This window comes from Streptomyces sp. NPDC051173, from assembly GCF_040689515.1.
Taxonomy (GTDB): Bacteria; Actinomycetota; Actinomycetes; order Streptomycetales; family Streptomycetaceae; genus Streptomyces.
Map to the genome: position 1 here is coordinate 1 of NZ_JBFBBD010000015.1, position 15,279 is coordinate 15,279.

The 15,279-nt window shown below is 68.8% G+C and carries 17 protein-coding genes and 1 pseudogene; 15 read left to right on the top strand and 3 right to left on the bottom strand.

The window, feature by feature from the left end:
- The 13 genes and pseudogenes from AB0435_RS11415 to AB0435_RS11475 all read left to right on the top strand — a co-directional run.
- Window positions 1-2,031 (top strand): annotated as a pseudogene (locus tag AB0435_RS11415) (hypothetical protein); the annotation flags it as partial.
- Window positions 2,032-2,075: 44 nt separating this feature from the next.
- Window positions 2,076-2,606 (top strand): hypothetical protein, encoded by a 531-nt coding sequence (locus AB0435_RS11420; protein ID WP_366426755.1) that lies wholly within the window; start codon window positions 2,076-2,078, stop codon window positions 2,604-2,606.
- Window positions 2,607-2,663: 57 nt separating this feature from the next.
- The gene (locus tag AB0435_RS11425; RefSeq protein WP_366426756.1) at window positions 2,664-3,482 is read left to right on the top strand and encodes a hypothetical protein; all 819 of its coding nucleotides are present in this window, start codon (window positions 2,664-2,666) and stop codon (window positions 3,480-3,482) included.
- A complete protein-coding gene (locus tag AB0435_RS11430) occupies window positions 3,482-4,021 on the top strand; it encodes a phospholipase D-like domain-containing protein (RefSeq protein WP_366426757.1) in 540 nt (179 codons plus the stop codon). Before AB0435_RS11425 ends, AB0435_RS11430 begins: the two co-directional genes overlap by 1 nt.
- A gap of 1 nt (window position 4,022) precedes the next feature.
- On the top strand, window positions 4,023-4,937 hold the full coding sequence (locus tag AB0435_RS11435) for a glycoside hydrolase family 25 protein (RefSeq protein ID WP_366426758.1): 915 nt from the start codon (window positions 4,023-4,025) through the stop codon (window positions 4,935-4,937).
- A gap of 5 nt (window positions 4,938-4,942) precedes the next feature.
- Window positions 4,943-5,308 (top strand): hypothetical protein, encoded by a 366-nt coding sequence (locus AB0435_RS11440; protein WP_366426797.1) that lies wholly within the window; start codon window positions 4,943-4,945, stop codon window positions 5,306-5,308.
- On the top strand, window positions 5,308-5,739 hold the full coding sequence (locus AB0435_RS11445) for a hypothetical protein (RefSeq protein ID WP_366426759.1): 432 nt from the start codon (window positions 5,308-5,310) through the stop codon (window positions 5,737-5,739). The genes AB0435_RS11440 and AB0435_RS11445 overlap by 1 nt, the downstream gene beginning before the upstream one ends.
- Window positions 5,736-6,092 carry a hypothetical protein gene (locus AB0435_RS11450; protein WP_366426760.1) on the top strand — a complete coding sequence of 119 codons (357 nt, stop codon included), beginning with the start codon at window positions 5,736-5,738 and terminating at the stop codon, window positions 6,090-6,092. Before AB0435_RS11445 ends, AB0435_RS11450 begins: the two co-directional genes overlap by 4 nt.
- Window positions 6,093-6,105: 13 nt before the next feature.
- Window positions 6,106-6,465 (top strand): hypothetical protein, encoded by a 360-nt coding sequence (locus AB0435_RS11455; RefSeq protein WP_366426761.1) that lies wholly within the window; start codon window positions 6,106-6,108, stop codon window positions 6,463-6,465.
- 270 nt (window positions 6,466-6,735) lie between these two features.
- Complete coding sequence (locus AB0435_RS11460) at window positions 6,736-7,044, top strand: hypothetical protein (protein WP_366426762.1); 309 nt, start codon at window positions 6,736-6,738, stop codon at window positions 7,042-7,044.
- Window positions 7,045-7,255: 211 nt separating this feature from the next.
- A complete protein-coding gene (locus AB0435_RS11465; RefSeq protein WP_366426763.1) occupies window positions 7,256-8,272 on the top strand; it encodes a tyrosine-type recombinase/integrase in 1,017 nt (338 codons plus the stop codon).
- Window positions 8,269-8,709: an endonuclease domain-containing protein gene (locus tag AB0435_RS11470; protein ID WP_366426764.1), complete on the top strand. Its 441-nt coding sequence runs from the start codon at window positions 8,269-8,271 to the stop codon at window positions 8,707-8,709. Before AB0435_RS11465 ends, AB0435_RS11470 begins: the two co-directional genes overlap by 4 nt.
- Window positions 8,710-8,817: 108 nt before the next feature.
- Window positions 8,818-9,354 (top strand): hypothetical protein, encoded by a 537-nt coding sequence (locus AB0435_RS11475; RefSeq protein WP_366426765.1) that lies wholly within the window; start codon window positions 8,818-8,820, stop codon window positions 9,352-9,354.
- Between the two features lie 471 nt (window positions 9,355-9,825).
- Here the strand turns inward: AB0435_RS11475 and AB0435_RS11480 are convergent, their stop codons facing one another.
- Window positions 9,826-10,500 (bottom strand): HAD hydrolase-like protein, encoded by a 675-nt coding sequence (locus tag AB0435_RS11480; protein ID WP_366426766.1) that lies wholly within the window; start codon window positions 10,498-10,500, stop codon window positions 9,826-9,828.
- A 126-nt stretch (window positions 10,501-10,626) separates the two neighbouring features.
- Between AB0435_RS11480 and AB0435_RS11485 the strand changes: the two genes are divergently transcribed.
- Both AB0435_RS11485 and AB0435_RS11490 read left to right on the top strand, forming a co-directional pair.
- Complete coding sequence (locus tag AB0435_RS11485; protein ID WP_366426767.1) at window positions 10,627-11,931, top strand: helix-turn-helix transcriptional regulator; 1,305 nt, start codon at window positions 10,627-10,629, stop codon at window positions 11,929-11,931.
- Window positions 11,931-12,497 carry a hypothetical protein gene (locus AB0435_RS11490; RefSeq protein ID WP_366426768.1) on the top strand — a complete coding sequence of 189 codons (567 nt, stop codon included), beginning with the start codon at window positions 11,931-11,933 and terminating at the stop codon, window positions 12,495-12,497. The genes AB0435_RS11485 and AB0435_RS11490 overlap by 1 nt, the downstream gene beginning before the upstream one ends.
- A 76-nt stretch (window positions 12,498-12,573) precedes the next feature.
- Here AB0435_RS11490 and AB0435_RS11495 read toward each other — a convergent pair whose 3' ends face one another.
- Both AB0435_RS11495 and AB0435_RS11500 read right to left on the bottom strand, forming a co-directional pair.
- Window positions 12,574-13,200, bottom strand: a complete 627-nt coding sequence (locus AB0435_RS11495) for a GntR family transcriptional regulator (protein ID WP_366426769.1) — start codon at window positions 13,198-13,200, stop codon at window positions 12,574-12,576.
- A 414-nt stretch (window positions 13,201-13,614) separates the two neighbouring features.
- Entirely contained in the window at window positions 13,615-15,216 is a 1,602-nt protein-coding gene (locus AB0435_RS11500; RefSeq protein WP_366002588.1) for an alpha/beta hydrolase, read from the bottom strand.
- Between the last annotated feature and the right edge of the window lie 63 nt (window positions 15,217-15,279).

Consider the following 15,279-nt stretch of genomic DNA (forward strand, 5'->3'; position numbering starts at 1 on the left):
GCCGGCACCTGGGTTCCCCCTGGGGTCTGGTATCCGCTCTACGCCGGTTTCGTGGAACGCTGGCCCTCCCGCTGGAACTTCAACGGCACCTACGGGACGGTCGAACCGGTCTGCGTGGACGCCCTGTCACTGCTGTCCCAGGTCAAGCTGTCCGACGCACTCACCGAGGAGATCAACAACCACACCCCGCGATTCCTCTACACGCTCCAGGACCCGGCGGGATCCCAGCAGGCGGCCGACCAGACCGGCACCAACCCGCCCGCACCGCTGACCACCAGCAAATACGGTCCAGGGTCATTCGTCTTCGGCACCCAGATCACCGCCGTGACCACGCCCGCCGGCCTCTATACCGGGTCGACGAACACGGTGGCCACGGTCAGCAACCCCAGCCCCGGCGTCAACGCCTTCAGCGCCTCCACCTACCTCTCGCTCAACAAAGCGGGCATCCACGGCCCGGCGAACCCGTCGGGCTCATGGACCCGGATGGCCGCCTGGCGCTACACCGCCGGATCGAACCCCGCCGCGGCCGCCTACTTCTGGTCCAGCATGGACAGCCAGCGCGGAGCCGGATTCCCCGGCGGCTCGATCATGTACTGGTTCATCAACAACAACGGACAATTCGTCTTCGGCGAGAACGGGCCCGCGAGCGCGGGCACCGCCATCGCCTTCACGCCAGGCCCGACGACAGCCGCCGACGGGAACTGGCACCTGGCCATCGTCAGCTACAGCCATTCCAGCGCGGCGCTGACCATCAACCTGGACGGCGCCACCACCACCTGGCCGGGCCTCGGCCCCAGTGTGGAAGCGACCGGGCTGGTCAGCGACAACTTCGGCGCCTACGTCGACGTACCCGGCGGCGGCTACTCCAGCCTCAACTTCAAAGGCGACCTGGCATTCTGCGCCGAATTCCCCTCGGCCCTGTCCACCACGGACATGAACAACCTCTACGCCGCCTGGAAAACGTCCTTCGCCGGAGACTCGACCGACCAGCGCTACGCCCGCATCCTCGGCTGGGCCGGCTACACCGGCATCTCCAGCGTCCAGTCCGGGCTCACCACCTCGATGGGGGCGGCCGCGACCGGCGGCCAGGACGCGCTCAGCGCCATGCAGGCCGTCGTGGACACCGAGAACGGCGAGCATTTCGTCGACCGTACCGGCACCGTCACCTTCCGGTCCCGTGCGGCCCGCTACAACGCCATCACCCCGCTCTACGTCTTCGGGGAGAACACCTCCGCAGGGGAACTTCCCTACGAGGACTGCCAGCTCGACTACGACAGCACCCATCTGTCCAACCAGATCACCGTCACCCAGACCAGCACGAACCAGGACTTCTCCGCCCAGGACACCACCAGCATCACCAACTACTTCCCGCGCACCCTCACGAGATCCATCAACTCGTCCTCGGCCCTGGAATGCCAGGACGCCGCCGGCTACCTCCTCAGCCGCTACAAGAACCCGGCGGTGCGGGTCTCGGCCATCAAGCTGCACCCCTCGGCGAACCCGGCCCTGTGGCCCGTGTGCCTGTCGCTGGAACTCGGCATGCGGATACGGGTCATGCGCCGCCCGCCGAACGCCCCCGCGATCCAGGTGGACTGCTTCATCGAGCAGATCCAGACCGGAATGGACGACCAGGGCGACGCCACCTGGACGCTCCAGTGCTCCCCGGTCGACGCCACCCTCTACGCCGCGTTCGCCAGCTGGCACACCACGCTCAAGACCACCGTCTCCTCCGGCGTCACCTCGATCACGGTCAACGCCTCCGCGGACACCACCAACCCCCTCGCGGCCCAGCTCGCCTCCGGGCAGCAGATCGTCCTCGGGCAGAACACCGCCAACCAGGAGACCGTCACCGTCGCCGCCGTCGGGGCCACCTCCCCGGGCTGGACCAGCGCCACGATCACCCTCACCGCGGCCACCACCAACGCGCACACCGCTGGTGATCTGATCTGCGAGCCGCTGCCCGCCCCCATCACCGACCCCACCACCTGGGACACGGTCACCGAATTCGACTCCTGCGCCTTCGCCTACTGATCCACGGGCCCCGAAGCCCTCGCCCCTCACGGAGGTGACCGGGCATGGCCCGCACCGTACCCACATCAGCCAGTGTCACCCCCGGCCAGTTCATCACCGGAGCCCTGTGGAACGCCCAGGTCAAAGCCCTCAACGACTACCTGACGGCGCCGCCGGTCTTCTCCGGCTACCAGACCACCGCCCAGTCCATCGCGAACGCGACCTTCACCAGCTTCACCCTGGACACCGAGGTCCTCGACTCCGACGGCGGCCACTCCACCAGCACCAACACCTCCAGATACACCGCCACCGTCGCCGGCACATACCTGGTCGTCGGCACCGCAGGCTGGTCCGGCGCCACCACCGGCTACCGGCGCTGCCGCATCACCCTCAACGGGGCTGTTGTGCCCGGCGCCGCAGTCGGCGCCGACGCGACCAACGCCGTCCTGTGCGGGCAGTGCGTGGTGACGGTGGTCGTCATGAACGGCACCAGCGACTACGTCGAGGTCCAGGGGCAGCAAAGCAGCGGCGGCGCCCTCGCCGCGTACAACGCCGATTTCGCGCCCAGCATGCGTGTCCACTGGCTCAGCCGCTGACCCGCACCGCCCTCTCCAGGCCCCTGCCCGGGGCCCTTCGCCATGCCCGGAGGCCCTGTGCTCCGCTTCATCGACGAATACCCCAGCCCCGACGGCGGCCGCCTCGGCCGGCACATCGAGCACGATCCCCGCTCCCTCGCCTACGCCCTGTCCGAGGACCTGCTGCCAACCGCGTACACCTCCGTCGTGCACACGGTACGGATCCCGGTCCTGGACCAGGGCGACCTCGGCTCGTGCACCGGCAACGCCGCCGAGGCACTCGCCGGTGCCGATCCGCTCTACGGCGCGATCCCGGACACCGTTGCCGCCCGGCCCACGGGAGACGCCGACGCCGACGAGCGGCAGGCGGTCGCCCTGTACTCGGCGGCGTCCCGCCTGGACGGCATCCAAGGCCAGTACCCGCCGACCGATACCGGATCCACCGGCCTCGCCGTCGCCAAGGCCGCCCAGCAGGCGGGGCTGATCTCCGGCTACCAGCACGCCCTCGGTCTCGACCAGACCCTCAAGGCGCTCTCCGCCGCTCCGGTGATCGTCGGGGTGAACTGGTACGAGGGCTTCGACACCCCGGACCCCGCGGGCCGGGTCGGCGTCGCCGGCAGCGTCCGCGGCGGCCACGAGTTCCTCCTCCACGGCCTCGACACCCGCACCCAGACCGTCCTCGCCCGCAACTCCTGGGGTACCGGCTGGGGCGCCGGCGGGTGCTTCTCGTTCTCCTTCGACGACCTCGGCCGGCTCCTGGCCGAGCAGGGTGACGCCACCGTCTTCGTGCCGCTCACCAGCCCGGCGCCCGTCCCCGTCCCGACGCCGGCACCCACTGATGTCGATCACGCTCTCGCCACGGCCGCCCGGACGTGGCTTGCCGCGAAGGGGCTGTGATGGCGCTCAACTCCCTCGACGCGCTCGACCGGCACAAGACCGGCGGCTTCCCGCCCGGCTACCCCGCGCTCGTCCGCACCCTGTACAGCCCGGTGGACGACATCCACGGTGCGCTGCTGGACCTCATCCAGTCCGCCACCGCCTCGCTCGTCGTCGCCGTCTACGGATTCGACGACGACGAGATAGCCGACGCCCTCCACCGCAAGCTGACGGACGAGCATGTCTTCGTGCAGCTGACCCTCGACTCCAGCCAGGCCGGCGGCATCCACGAGAGGAGGCTGCTCGCCCGCGAGGCATACCCGGCGTCGTCCATCGCCATCGGCCGCTCCGAGCGCGGTGCCATCCAGCACATGAAGATGCTGGTCGTCGACGGCCTGGACGTGGTGACCGGCTCGACGAACTGGTCCACCAGCGGTGAAACGCTCCAGGACAACCAGACCACGATCATCCGAGACCCGATGGTCGCGGCCGAGGCCCGCACCCGCATCGACCGCATCCACGCGCACATGCTCGCCGCCACGGCGAAGAAGGGCGGCTGAGATGGGCATCTACGGGCAGGACTGGGCGAGTTACCAGCCCTCGGCCCCCGACACGTCGGGACTCAGCTTCGCCTTCGTCAAAATCACCGAGGGCCTGGGCTACCAGAACCCGAAGTGGGCGGCGCAGCGCGACCACGCGAAAGCCGCCGGGCTGGTCTGGGGTGCTTATCACTACCCTCACATGGGCAACAGCGTCCAGGCGGAGGCCGATTTCTTCCTCGGCCAGGTCTCGTGGCAGCCCGGTGACGTGGTGGTCCTCGACTGGGAGGGCTACGATCCCGCCAACCAGAGCGTCGATCACGCGACCCAGGCCGCGTACAAGGACGCCTGGCTCCGGTACGTGAAGTCCAGGCTGGCACAGAACCCGGTCGGCGTGTACGCCAATGCCGACTACTGGCGCAACGTCGACACCACCGGCTTCTGCGGCGACTTCCTGTGGATCGCCACCGCCGGACGCACGGCAGGGGACCCCGGCATCCAGGCCGACTGGCTCTTCCACCAGTACAGCGATGCCGGGGTCGACCGCGACTACTGCCACCTCGGCAGCACCGATGAACTCCGCGCCTGGGCCCTGTCCTTCCAGAACCCCTCGAACCCCCAGGAGACCGACATGCCTCAATGGATCACCGGCCAAGTCGTCCCGGGCCCACAGCCCACTGTGGTCCTCGTCCCGTCCGGCACCGCCTGGGACACTTACACCCGGCGTCTGCATCTCGGTATGGACCAGATCGCCGCAGCCTCGCCGACGGGTGACGTCCGTGTGGCCATCCACAACGGCTCTGGCTGGCGCAGTATCCATCAGGTGGCCGTCGCCGCCGCCCAGGGCACCGTCGATGTCCAGCTCACCGGCAGCGATGTGAAGGTCAGCCTCCAGACGGATACCGCCGGCGTCACCTACGCGATCGAAACCTGGTGACCACCATGCGAATCCTCGGACGCGAGCCCGCGATGATCCTCGGACTTGTGAGTGCCGTCCTGTCCCTCCTCATGACGTTCGGCATCGGCCTGAGCTCTGACCAGGCCGGTGCGATCGTCGCCGCCATCAGCGCGGTGTTCGCCGCGATCACCGCGGCCCTCACCCGCCCTGTCGCCCCGGCGGCGTTCACCGGCCTCGTCGGCGCAGGCGTGGCGCTCCTCGCCGCCTGCCACTTCCATGTGGCCCCTGAGACGGTCGGCTCCCTCAACGCCGTCGTCCTCAGCCTCCTGGCCTTCCTCACCCGCGGCCAGGTCTCCCCGGCCTCGCCGACCGCACCCCTCGCGCAGCCGGCCCGGTCCACGGACACCTGATGCGCAGAGCGGTCCACCACCTGCGCCGGATGCTCGGCCGCCGCGGCACGATCCTCCTCTCCTACGGGACGGTCTGGGCGCTGTACGGCTACGGGCAGCTCGTCTCCCCCCAGCCCGACCGGCGGGGCCTCGCCCTCCTCCTCGGGCTCTTCCCGCTGGCCGTCTGGGCGTGGGCCTGGATCGCCGCAGGGGCAGTCGCTGTCGTCGCGGCGTGGCTGCCGCAGGGCAGAGACTGGCCCGGATTCCTCGCTCTCGTACTGATCGTCATCCCCTGGACGCTCGCCTATCTGGCCAGCTGGTGGCCACTGGCAGTGTTCCCCCGGGGCTGGATCGCGGCAGTGATCTGGACAGTGATCGCCATACCGGTGATCGTGGTCGCCGGCTGGGCCGAACACCCGTGCCCGAACCGGAGATTCGGGACCCGCCCATGAGCCCGGAGACCACCACCTCCATCGGGGTATCGCTGGCCACCGCGGCGTGCGGCGTCTGGGCAGCCCTCGCCGCACGAAGAACCCCCCGCCAGGAGCGCCGGGACGATTTCGTCGTGGTCTCCGAACAGCAGGGCAAAGCCATCCAGCGCCTCGAAGACCGCATCGATCGCCAGGAGGCCGAAGCCGACCGGCAGCGTGAGCGGATCGCCGCGCAGGACGTGACGATCGACTACCTCCACATCTGGGTACGCCGCCTCGTCGGCCACATCCGCGGCCTGGGCCAGGAACCCCCTCGCGCCCCGGAACCCGTACCGGACGAAGTCCGCACACTCCTCCGCGGCATCGACGTATGAGAACTGGAGCGCCATGAACGGCATAACCCGCATCAACGACGGGATCGCACGCCGGGCGACCCTCGCCTTCGGCACGATGTGGGCCTGCTACCTGCTGACCGTGTACAGCCTGCTCCCGCTGGCCTTCCCCGCGACCATGGCCCAGCTTCTCTACTGGTCGAACGGCATCCAGCTCATCGCGCTGCCACTGCTGATGGTCGGACAGGTCCTCCTCGGCCGCGACAGCGAGAAGCGCGCCCTGGAGACCCACGACGCCGTCATGGAAGAACTCGGTCTCCTGCGTGAGAGCCATGACGCCCAGCGGGAAAAGCTCGACGAGCTCCACACCTTCCACATCAAGGGCCGCCTCCCGGACCGCGAGATCCAGCCCTGATCTCCCGACGCTCCGCCCAGAACGAGGAAGGGAGGTGATCCCGCATGCTGGTCGTCGCTCTGCACCTCGTCCTGGCTGTCGTCCTGGCCCTCTGACAGCGCCTCAGGGGATGCGCCCTCGATCGGTCCTCTGGGACCGGTCGAGGGCGCATTTTCATGCCCGGGCCTGGGACACCCGAACCCTCGGTACCCCATGCTTCTCGCAGCCGATGCAAGGGAGTTGGCCCTTGATAAGATGCCATATCGGCGCCCAGAATTGGTATAATTGAGCATGTCTCAGATCCTTGATAGTGATCAGTCCGGGGATGTCCCGATGACGCGCGAGGAGCTGGCCGAGGTGGTCGCATCGATCATCTGCTGCCACACGAAGATGAGCCCCGCCGTGCAGTGGGAGATCGACACGGTGATGGGCGCCATTGAGAAGCACGTACAGCTGCGGATGTCCCACGTGTGGGAAGCGTGCGCCAGGACCGCCCCTTGCATCCTCGGTACCCAGGACGAGGACGTCGCGCACGGCAAGGGATGGAACGCCGCGATGGACTCCATCGAGGTTGCGCTTGCAGGTAGGCGGCGCGCATGACCGATCTCATCGACCGCCTCGAAGAGGTCATTCGTGCAAGCGGTGCACCACGGGCGGCCATGTTCCAAGATCTCTCGGTGCTGGCCTATCACAACTGGATCCCCTACAGAGAGGGAGAGGATGGGCCTCGCTGCCTCATGACTGGCGACCCTTTCCCCTGTCTGACAGTCCGGAACTTGGCTGCTCAGTATGGATGCTCACTGGAGGAGGTGTGACCGACCTCGTCCCCTGCCAGTCGACCACGGCCCCTGTCGTCTACGACCCGGCGACTCTCGCCGTCCTCGCCGCCATGGAACAGGCCGCCGAAGAACACCTCGACGCCATCCGCCCCCACAACACGAAACGCGGCTACGCCAACGACTGGGCACTCTGGGCCGAGTTCCATGACTGGCTAGCCGAACGCACCGGCCACACACTGCCGTTGACCGCCGTCACCAAAGGCACTCTCGTCGGGTTCGTCGTCTGGCTCGACACCATCAAGCTCGCCGCCCCCAACAGCATCGACCGGCGCATCACCGGCGTCACCGTCACCGCGCGGGCGCAGGGCGCCGAGGTTCCCAAGGCCGCGACCGTTGCCGCGCGCCAGGCGCTCAAGCCGCTGAAGGCCGATCCCGAACGCGTCGCCCGCGGCCGAGGCAAGGCCGCCGCCGTCACACCTGAACAGCTCCGGCAGATGCACGCCGCCGTCCCGGCCGGACTCGCCGGACTCCGTGACCGTGCCCTCTGGCTCCTCACCTTCGGGATCGCAGGCCGCTCCGCCGAAGTCGCCGCCCTCCGCGCCGAAGGCATCACACTCGTCAGCCGCGGCCTCGACGTACACGTCCCCGCTGTCAAAGGCCGCCCGCCCCGAGACGTCGTCGTCGCCTACGGCAAGCACCCCGACACCTGCCCCGTCCGCGCCTGGCTCACCTGGAAAGCCGCCGCCGGACTCACCGCCGGGCCCGCGTTCCTGCCCATCAGCGTCCATGGCGCGGTTGGCACCGACCCGCTCTCCCCGGCAGCCTGCCGCGAGATCATCGCCCGCAGCGCCGAACGCGCCGGACTCAGCGTCCGACTCACCGGGCACAGCATGCGAGCCGGCTTCATCACCACGTCGCGGCAGGCCGGGCGTCGCGAGGAGAAAATCCGAGCCCAGTCCGGACACGCAGCCAACAGCCCAGTGTTCTGGGGCTACATCCAAGAAGCCGACCGTTGGTCCGACGCCGCATCGGAGGACATCGGCCTGTGAAACCTGATCTGCAATGGGCGAGGGAAGAACTGCGCCGCCGCGACGAAGCCGACGCGGCCTGGCTGGACGGCTCGCTTCAGGGCCGGCCCAGCTTCGCCGAGGCTGAGCTGCTTCACCTTCAAGGCATTCCGTCCTGCCACGCCTGGATCGTTCCCGAGGGGCCCATACCGGAGCACTTGTCGCCCATCGATGCTCTGCGGCGATGGCAGGGTGGCGCCTGTGCCATGTGCAGTGCCCGCCGCGGAAACCTAGTCGTCGATCACTGCCACGAGACCGGTCTCGTCCGGGGTCTGCTGTGCCGGAGCTGCAACGCATTGGAGCCTCATTCGAGCGCGCCCAGCTTCGTCGCGTACCGCTCCCGGCCGCCGGCCGTCATGCTCCAGGTTGAGCAGCAGTACGGCTCGCCGTGGGACGGCTTCGGCGCCACCAGCACATAAGTCATGGACGTTATGCGCTAGCAGGTGCTACACGTTCTCGCGTTCTGGCGCATGGCGTCTGTCTCCGCGGCTATGGTGCGAGGCCCCTGAAGCCCCCCGGAGACCGCGATGCTGCTGCCACCCCACCGCGCGCTTCTCACCGTCGGCGACGCCCGCGCCGTCCTCGCCCAGGCCCGCGACGACGCCCCGGTACACGCCGCCATCTCGCTGCTCCTCCTCGCTGGCCTGCGGCCGATCGAGGCCGAGGCGCTGCAGACCGCCGACTACCGGCCGGACACCGGGCAGTTACAGATCCGCGCGGCGCGGCGCCCACGCACCATCCGCATCGCCCCCACGGCCGGCACCGCCCTCGACACCTGCCTGAAGACCCAGAACACCGGCCCCGGGGGCTATCTCCTGCCCGGGCTGAGCTCGACCCGGTTCGTCCAACTGGTACGCGGCGTCGCAGCGGCAGCCGGAATCAGCGCGGGCGTTCACGACCTGCGCCACGCTGCAATCGAGGCGGTGCTGGGCGACGGAACGCCCGTGGCCCACATCGAGCGGTATTTCGGGCTGGCCAGGACGCGCGACCGCAAAGATCTCACGGCTTTGCCGGAGGGGTATGACGCGGGAATCGCCGCGGTACTGGAGCAGACGTTTGCATGACGCCGCCGGCCCTGCACGCCTGGCCGAGACGATTGATGCGGCGGTGTTCCACGAGCCGGTCTCTGCTCCGAACTCCGCGTCAAGTGCCTATCGTTGGTGACGCCTCCCTGGTTGCTGACTCCGGCTCTGGGGAGTGCGGCGCTGGTGGTGCGGCCCGCACACGTAGATGCCCCGCCTTGCAGAGGCGGGGCATCTGCTCACGCCAGGCGCGTGGGCTCCGCGCCGCTGCCGTGGGGTGCACTCATGGCACGGAGCCCGCCGCCAGGTGCGGCTGGATCACGCCGCCGCGCTGTACCGGTCCCGCTCCTCGGCCTCCAGCCACTCGGCCCGCAGTTCCTCGTACACCCGCCGTTCCTCCGGCCGCAGCCCACGCCCCCTGCGTGCACACAAAAACGCACGAATCGCCGCATTTACTGCCGACGCAGGCCGCACAGAACCGCAGCCGGAACCAAGCAAGGACATACGAGCAGCCTACGAGAGAGCACTGACAACAGCCTCCGTGTCTGTCAGGTCAGCCAGGACCACGTCGGCGCCCGCCTCCGCAAGCTCGGCGGCTGTGCTGCGGCCCGTCGCCACGGCCACGACCCGGACGCCGTTCACCAGCCCCGCCTCGACCCCTGCAGGCGTGTCATCGACCAGGACCGCGTCCGTCGCGGTGAAGCCTGCGCGCCCAAGGGCGATCCGCACCAGCTCGGGACGCTCGTCGGCATCCTCCCCGTAGGCGCCCAAATCCCACCGGATGTGCCGGTCGAGACCAAAAGCGGCGAGCTTGATCTCCGCCACTGCCCGCACATTGCCGCTGACCACGGTCTGCTCGACACCGTCTACTGCGGCCAGGGCGTCCAGGGCCGCAGCAGCTCCAGGCAGTGCATGGCCCCGCTCCCGCAGGTCCGCCGCCCGCCGGACATGCGCCTCCGCCAGCGCTGCGGCGAACCGCTCGAAGTCACCGCGATCCGTGTCCAGCCCGTGGAGCCTGGCCGTCTCCCGGAAGATCACCGCCTCGGTGATCCCATCGATCCGCGCTTGCCTCTCCATCTGCCGCCCGGTGACCCGCTCGAACGCCGCCATGGACAGGTCCCGGCCCACCCCCCGCGTATCGATCAGCGTGTGATCGACATCCCACAACACGACCCGGCGCAGCCCCATACAACCCCTCCTGCCGTCCGCCAACGGAGCAAGGCTGTCACACGAACGAGCAGACGAGGTCACTCTCAGCCACTCTGCGGCGCTACGGTGAACTCCAGAACGGTAACCACCAGGTCAGGGGCCCGAATGACCAGCGAACTCCCCGTCGGCGCACGCATCCGCTACTGGCGACGCCGCAACGGCAGCCGATCCCAAGCCGCCATCGCCGGCCTGTGCGGCATCACCGAGGACTACCTCTCAAAGATCGAACGCGGCAGCAAAGCACCCTCTTTAGAGGTTCTCGTCGCCCTCGCCCGCGAAATCGGCGTCCCCGTCGCCGCGCTACTGGACCACCACGCACCGGATGAGCAGCACCATCCCCAGCACACCGCTCCCGACGTCGCCCGCGTCCTCATGGGCTACACAATCCCCTGCCGCCAAGAGGCCGTTGACCCGACCGTACTCCGCGAGCGCGTAGAGGCCGCCTGGCGCCTGTGGCAGACCTCACCGACCCGGTACACGGACGCAGCCGAGACTCTCCCTGCCCTCCTCGCCGACACCGAACACACCGTCCGCACCCACCGGACCGGCAACGACGAGCACGCCCGCCGGGAGACCCTTCGTGCCGCAGCCGACCTCTACGGACTCCTCCGCTCCTACTGCCGCCGCACCGGCCGTGTCGACCTCTCCCTCCTCGTCGCTGACCGAGCCCTCCGCGCCGCCGAAGACGCCGACGACCCCCTGCGCATCGCCGCCGCCCAATGGAACCTCGGTCACGTCCTCCTCGCCCAGGACGAGACCGAAGGTGCCGAACAAGTCGCCACCCAAGCCGCCGAACAGCTCATCAGCACCCCCGCCAGCTCCGGCCGGCAGGCACTGGCCGGCGCCCTCGAGCTCGTCGCCGTAACCGCCACCGCCCGCCGGAGAGACTGGTGGAAAGCCCGACACCGCCTTGAACGAAGAGCCCAGCCCCTAGCCGAGCAAGCCGGCGAAGGAAACACGGGATGGACTGTCTTCGGGCCGACCAACGTCGCCCTCCACCTGCTGAGCATCGAAATGCTCGCCGGGGAAGCAGGCGAAGGGCTCCGATGCGCCGACCAGATCGACATCACCCGGGTCCTCTCCATCGAGCGGCAGTTCACCTTCACACTCGAGGTCGCCCGCTGCTACGACCTGCGAAGAGAAGACGCCGCCGTCCTCGTCCACCTCCTCGACCTCGAACAGCTAGCCCCCGAAGACTGCGCCCGCAGCCCCCTCGCCCGCCAGATGGCGACTGATCTCCGACGCCGCGTCAGACCCACCTACCGGCGACAGGTCGAAGCCCTCGCCGAACGCCTCGGCCTCGACCGGCCACCCGGACAGCCAGGCACCCCGGACTGGCAGTCCGGGTCCGAATGGCCCATCGCGCCTACCGTCGCATCATCTGACCCCACGGCGGCAAGGATTCCGTGATGCACACGCTCACTGGCACTGGCGGCGAGTTGGCCCCCGTCGGTCACGACTGGGATGCCATCCGCATGACCCGATACCTCGGACTCGTAGCGGCCGAACACCTCGGGGACGCCATCGGCACCGTCATTGTCGAGCCCGGCGAACGCCGCATGTACGTCCTCGTCCCACCCGGTACCACAGCATCCTGGGAATTCCCCGGCACCCGCGCCCTCGGGCAAGGCAACTACCTGCCGCTGCCGCCCCCAGCACGCACCCAGCCGCCCGGACCGTACTGGCTCCAACGGCTCTCCTGGCGATGGAAGCTCGCCACCCCCGAAGAACTCCTGGGCGCCCTCACGCAGGCCGACAGCCCCCCAGCCGGAAGCGGAACTGTGTCCGTAGCCCATCGCCCTGCGTACATCACCCCCGAATGCCGGCTCGGGCAGCACCGACTGTGCCACGGCAACACCGAAATCCGCCGCATCGGAGCACCCGACCACGAGGTGCCCGTGGAGACCCTCCGCTGCGACTGCGGCTGCAGACACCCGCGGCAGAAGAGGACAGTTGGGGCACGCCGTCCTGTGTAGGAGCTATGCGTAGCGCATATGCCTGCCACGCATGAAGGATCCGTGAGACAGTTTCATCCTAAACATGTAACGGGGGTTACTGATGGTCAGAGAGCGTCAGCCTGAGCACCCACCGGTCCATCGGCAAGACCAGATCCGCCGTCTCCGTCGCACGCCCATCTGCACCCAGCCGGGTCCTGACAAGCCTGTACGCCAAGGTGTCCACCGGCAAGCCCAGCGCTGCGGCCTGGACTACGTCAAGCGCGACCACACCGACCTCGACGGTCGCGAAAGCGTGCGGACGGCGGTCGCCCCGCCACCACGACGAAATCAGCATCGCCGAGCGGCCACCAGGATCCATGCACTCAGCCGCCTCGTGCTGCAGCACCGCGCCGAGGCGAACCCCGAGCCGACAGGCAAGGTCCTCCGTTGCCCGCCGGGGCGACGTATCTGTGAGCTCGGAGACATAGGGCCATTCGGCGTCCGGATTAGTGAGGGCGCGCATGACAGGAGGATGCGCGACGAACAGCCGTCGGCGCTTCTCCCCTTCGAGAACGCCCTGCTGCCGTAGCAGCGTGACCGCCAGTCGCACCGTCTGCTCGTGTACGTGATATTCACTCGCAAGGCTGACCCGTGACGGCAGTTGTGCACCAGGCAGCCACTCACCCTCGTTGATCCGGCGCACGAGGTCAGCGGCAATACAACGGTGCCGCGCCTCCGCCATGCCGACCCCTAGATGATCACCTGTGGAGAGATCAGGCTAGGAATCCGTTCCAGTCTTGATATATCAAGATGCCCTCAGTGGAGCAGCCGCAAATCCGGAAGCCCCACCCCCCGCCGCAAGCGCACTTACTGCGGCCCAAGACGCCGGGCCCAGGCCGCACCCCCAACCTCCCAAGTTGGCGGCCTGGGCCCGGCTCAGCCCGCGAGGGTGGGAGAAAAATGGGAGATGATCAAGGCGGACCGCTGCAAGAAACCCCACGGATACGCAAGAAAGTGCGATCAAATGCAGGCATCGCGCCCATGCGGGCAGCAGCCGAGACGCCTCGCCGAATGTCGCAAAGCGATCGCGCCCCGGTCCCTGACGGGCCGGGGCGCGATCTCTTGTCCTCGGGCTCTGACCGGCAGCGCCTTGGCCTTACTTGGCTGCAGTGGCCTTCGGGGGCTCCGGGACGGCGTGCGGGGCGCACGTGACGTCCTTGCTGTCGACCTTGCCTTCGAGGAGGTAGGCGTCGACACGGGAGTTGATGCAGGGGTTCACGAGGCCCGTGACGCCGTGCGAACCGGCGCCCTGCTCCGTGATCAGACGCGAGCCCTGGAAGCGCTTGTGGAGCTCGACCGCGCCCGCGTAGGGGGTGGCGGCGTCACGCGTGCTCTGGACGATGAGCGTCTTCGGCAGACCCTTGTGCGTGGCGACCTCGACGGGCGTGCCCTGCGGGGCCTTCCAGGTGGCGCAGGGGAGGTTCATCCAGGCGTTGGACCAGGTCATGAAGGGGGCCTGGCGGTTGACGCGGGTGTTGTCCCGGTCCCACTTCTTCCAGTTGGTGGGCCACTTGGCGTCGGCGCACTCGACCGCGGTGTAGACGGCGTTGCCGTTCTCCGCGGCGATGTTGGCCGTCTTGTCGGCCAGGTTCGGGCCGGCCGCGGCGATCAGCGGCTTGCTGTCACCGGCGACGTACTTGCTCCAGGCTTCGGCGACCGGGACCCACGAGGAGTCGTAGTACGCGGCGCTCTGGAAGAAGTTGATGAGCTCGGCCGGGCCGACGACCCCGCCGATGGGGTTCTTCTTGGCGGTGGCGCGGATCTTCTCCCAGCCCTGCTGGACCTTGGCCTGGGTGCTGCCGAGGTGGAAGACGGCGTCGTGCTGGGCGACCCACTTCTCCCAGTCCTTGAAGCGGCCCTCGAAGGCGACGTCCTGCTCCAGGTTGGCCTGGTACCAGATGTTCTCCTGCGCCGGGTTGACGACGCTGTCGACGATCAGGCGGCGGACGTGGTCGGGGAAGAGCGTGCCGTAGACGGCGCCGAGGTAGGTGCCGTAGGAGACGCCCAGGTAGTTGAGCTTCTTCTCGCCGAGGGCGGCACGCACGACGTCGATGTCACGGGCGGTGTTGGCCGTCGTGAGGTAGGGCAGGAGGTCACCGCTGCGCTGGGCGCAGCCGTCGGCGTACTGCCGGGCCAGCTTGCGCTGGGCGAGCTTGTCGGCCTCGTTGGAGGGCACCGGGTCGGCCTTGGGCGCCGCCACGAACTTCTGCGGGTCGATGCAGGAGATCGGGGCGGAGTGGCCCACGCCGCGCGGGTCGAAGCCGACGAAGTCGTACGCCTTGGCGGTCTTGGTCCACAGCGGGCTCTTGGTCGTGATCCGCTTGGGGAACCGCATGCCGGAGCCGCCGGGGCCGCCGGGGTTGTAGATCAGCGAGCCCTGGCGCTCGGCGGTGGTGCCGGTGGACCGGGCCCGGTCCACGGCGATCTTGATGGTGCGGCCGTTCGGCTTGCGGTAGTCCACGGGCACCGTGACGAAACCGCACTCGATCGGCTTCTCCAGGGCCCAGTCGGCAGGGCAGTCCTGCCACTTGATGCCCGACTTCGCCGCCTTCGCGGCGGCGACCTGCACACCGTGCGCCTCGGCGGCGCCGCCCGGCACGCGGTCGACCGCGCCGGCTGCCGGGGCGGTCAGGAACCCGGCCACCAGCGCGCCGGTCACCGCAGTGCCGGCCGCGCCGAGTATTGATGTAGGTCTCACGTAGGAATCCCCCTGCTGATGCGCCGCGTGGCGCGGCGATGATCGCAATGCTGCTGCTGGGAT

Bases quoted from the DNA above. Each gene is read 5' to 3' on its own strand.
- AB0435_RS11490 (WP_366426768.1), top strand. From the start codon at position 11,931: ATGCACACGCTCACTGGCACTGGCGGCGAGTTGGCCCCCGTCGGTCAC.
- AB0435_RS11440 (WP_366426797.1), top strand. From the start codon at position 4,943: ATGCGAATCCTCGGACGCGAGCCCGCGATGATCCTCGGACTTGTGAGT.
- AB0435_RS11460 (WP_366426762.1), top strand. From the start codon at position 6,736: ATGTCTCAGATCCTTGATAGTGATCAGTCCGGGGATGTCCCGATGACG.
- AB0435_RS11475 (WP_366426765.1), top strand. From the start codon at position 8,818: ATGCTGCTGCCACCCCACCGCGCGCTTCTCACCGTCGGCGACGCCCGC.
- AB0435_RS11495 (WP_366426769.1), bottom strand. From the start codon at position 13,200: ATGGCGGAGGCGCGGCACCGTTGTATTGCCGCTGACCTCGTGCGCCGG.
- AB0435_RS11455 (WP_366426761.1), top strand. From the start codon at position 6,106: ATGAACGGCATAACCCGCATCAACGACGGGATCGCACGCCGGGCGACC.
- AB0435_RS11430 (WP_366426757.1), top strand. From the start codon at position 3,482: ATGGCGCTCAACTCCCTCGACGCGCTCGACCGGCACAAGACCGGCGGC.
- AB0435_RS11435 (WP_366426758.1), top strand. From the start codon at position 4,023: ATGGGCATCTACGGGCAGGACTGGGCGAGTTACCAGCCCTCGGCCCCC.
- AB0435_RS11420 (WP_366426755.1), top strand. From the start codon at position 2,076: ATGGCCCGCACCGTACCCACATCAGCCAGTGTCACCCCCGGCCAGTTC.
- AB0435_RS11485 (WP_366426767.1), top strand. From the start codon at position 10,627: ATGACCAGCGAACTCCCCGTCGGCGCACGCATCCGCTACTGGCGACGC.
- AB0435_RS11445 (WP_366426759.1), top strand. From the start codon at position 5,308: ATGCGCAGAGCGGTCCACCACCTGCGCCGGATGCTCGGCCGCCGCGGC.
- AB0435_RS11450 (WP_366426760.1), top strand. From the start codon at position 5,736: ATGAGCCCGGAGACCACCACCTCCATCGGGGTATCGCTGGCCACCGCG.
- AB0435_RS11480 (WP_366426766.1), bottom strand. From the start codon at position 10,500: ATGGGGCTGCGCCGGGTCGTGTTGTGGGATGTCGATCACACGCTGATC.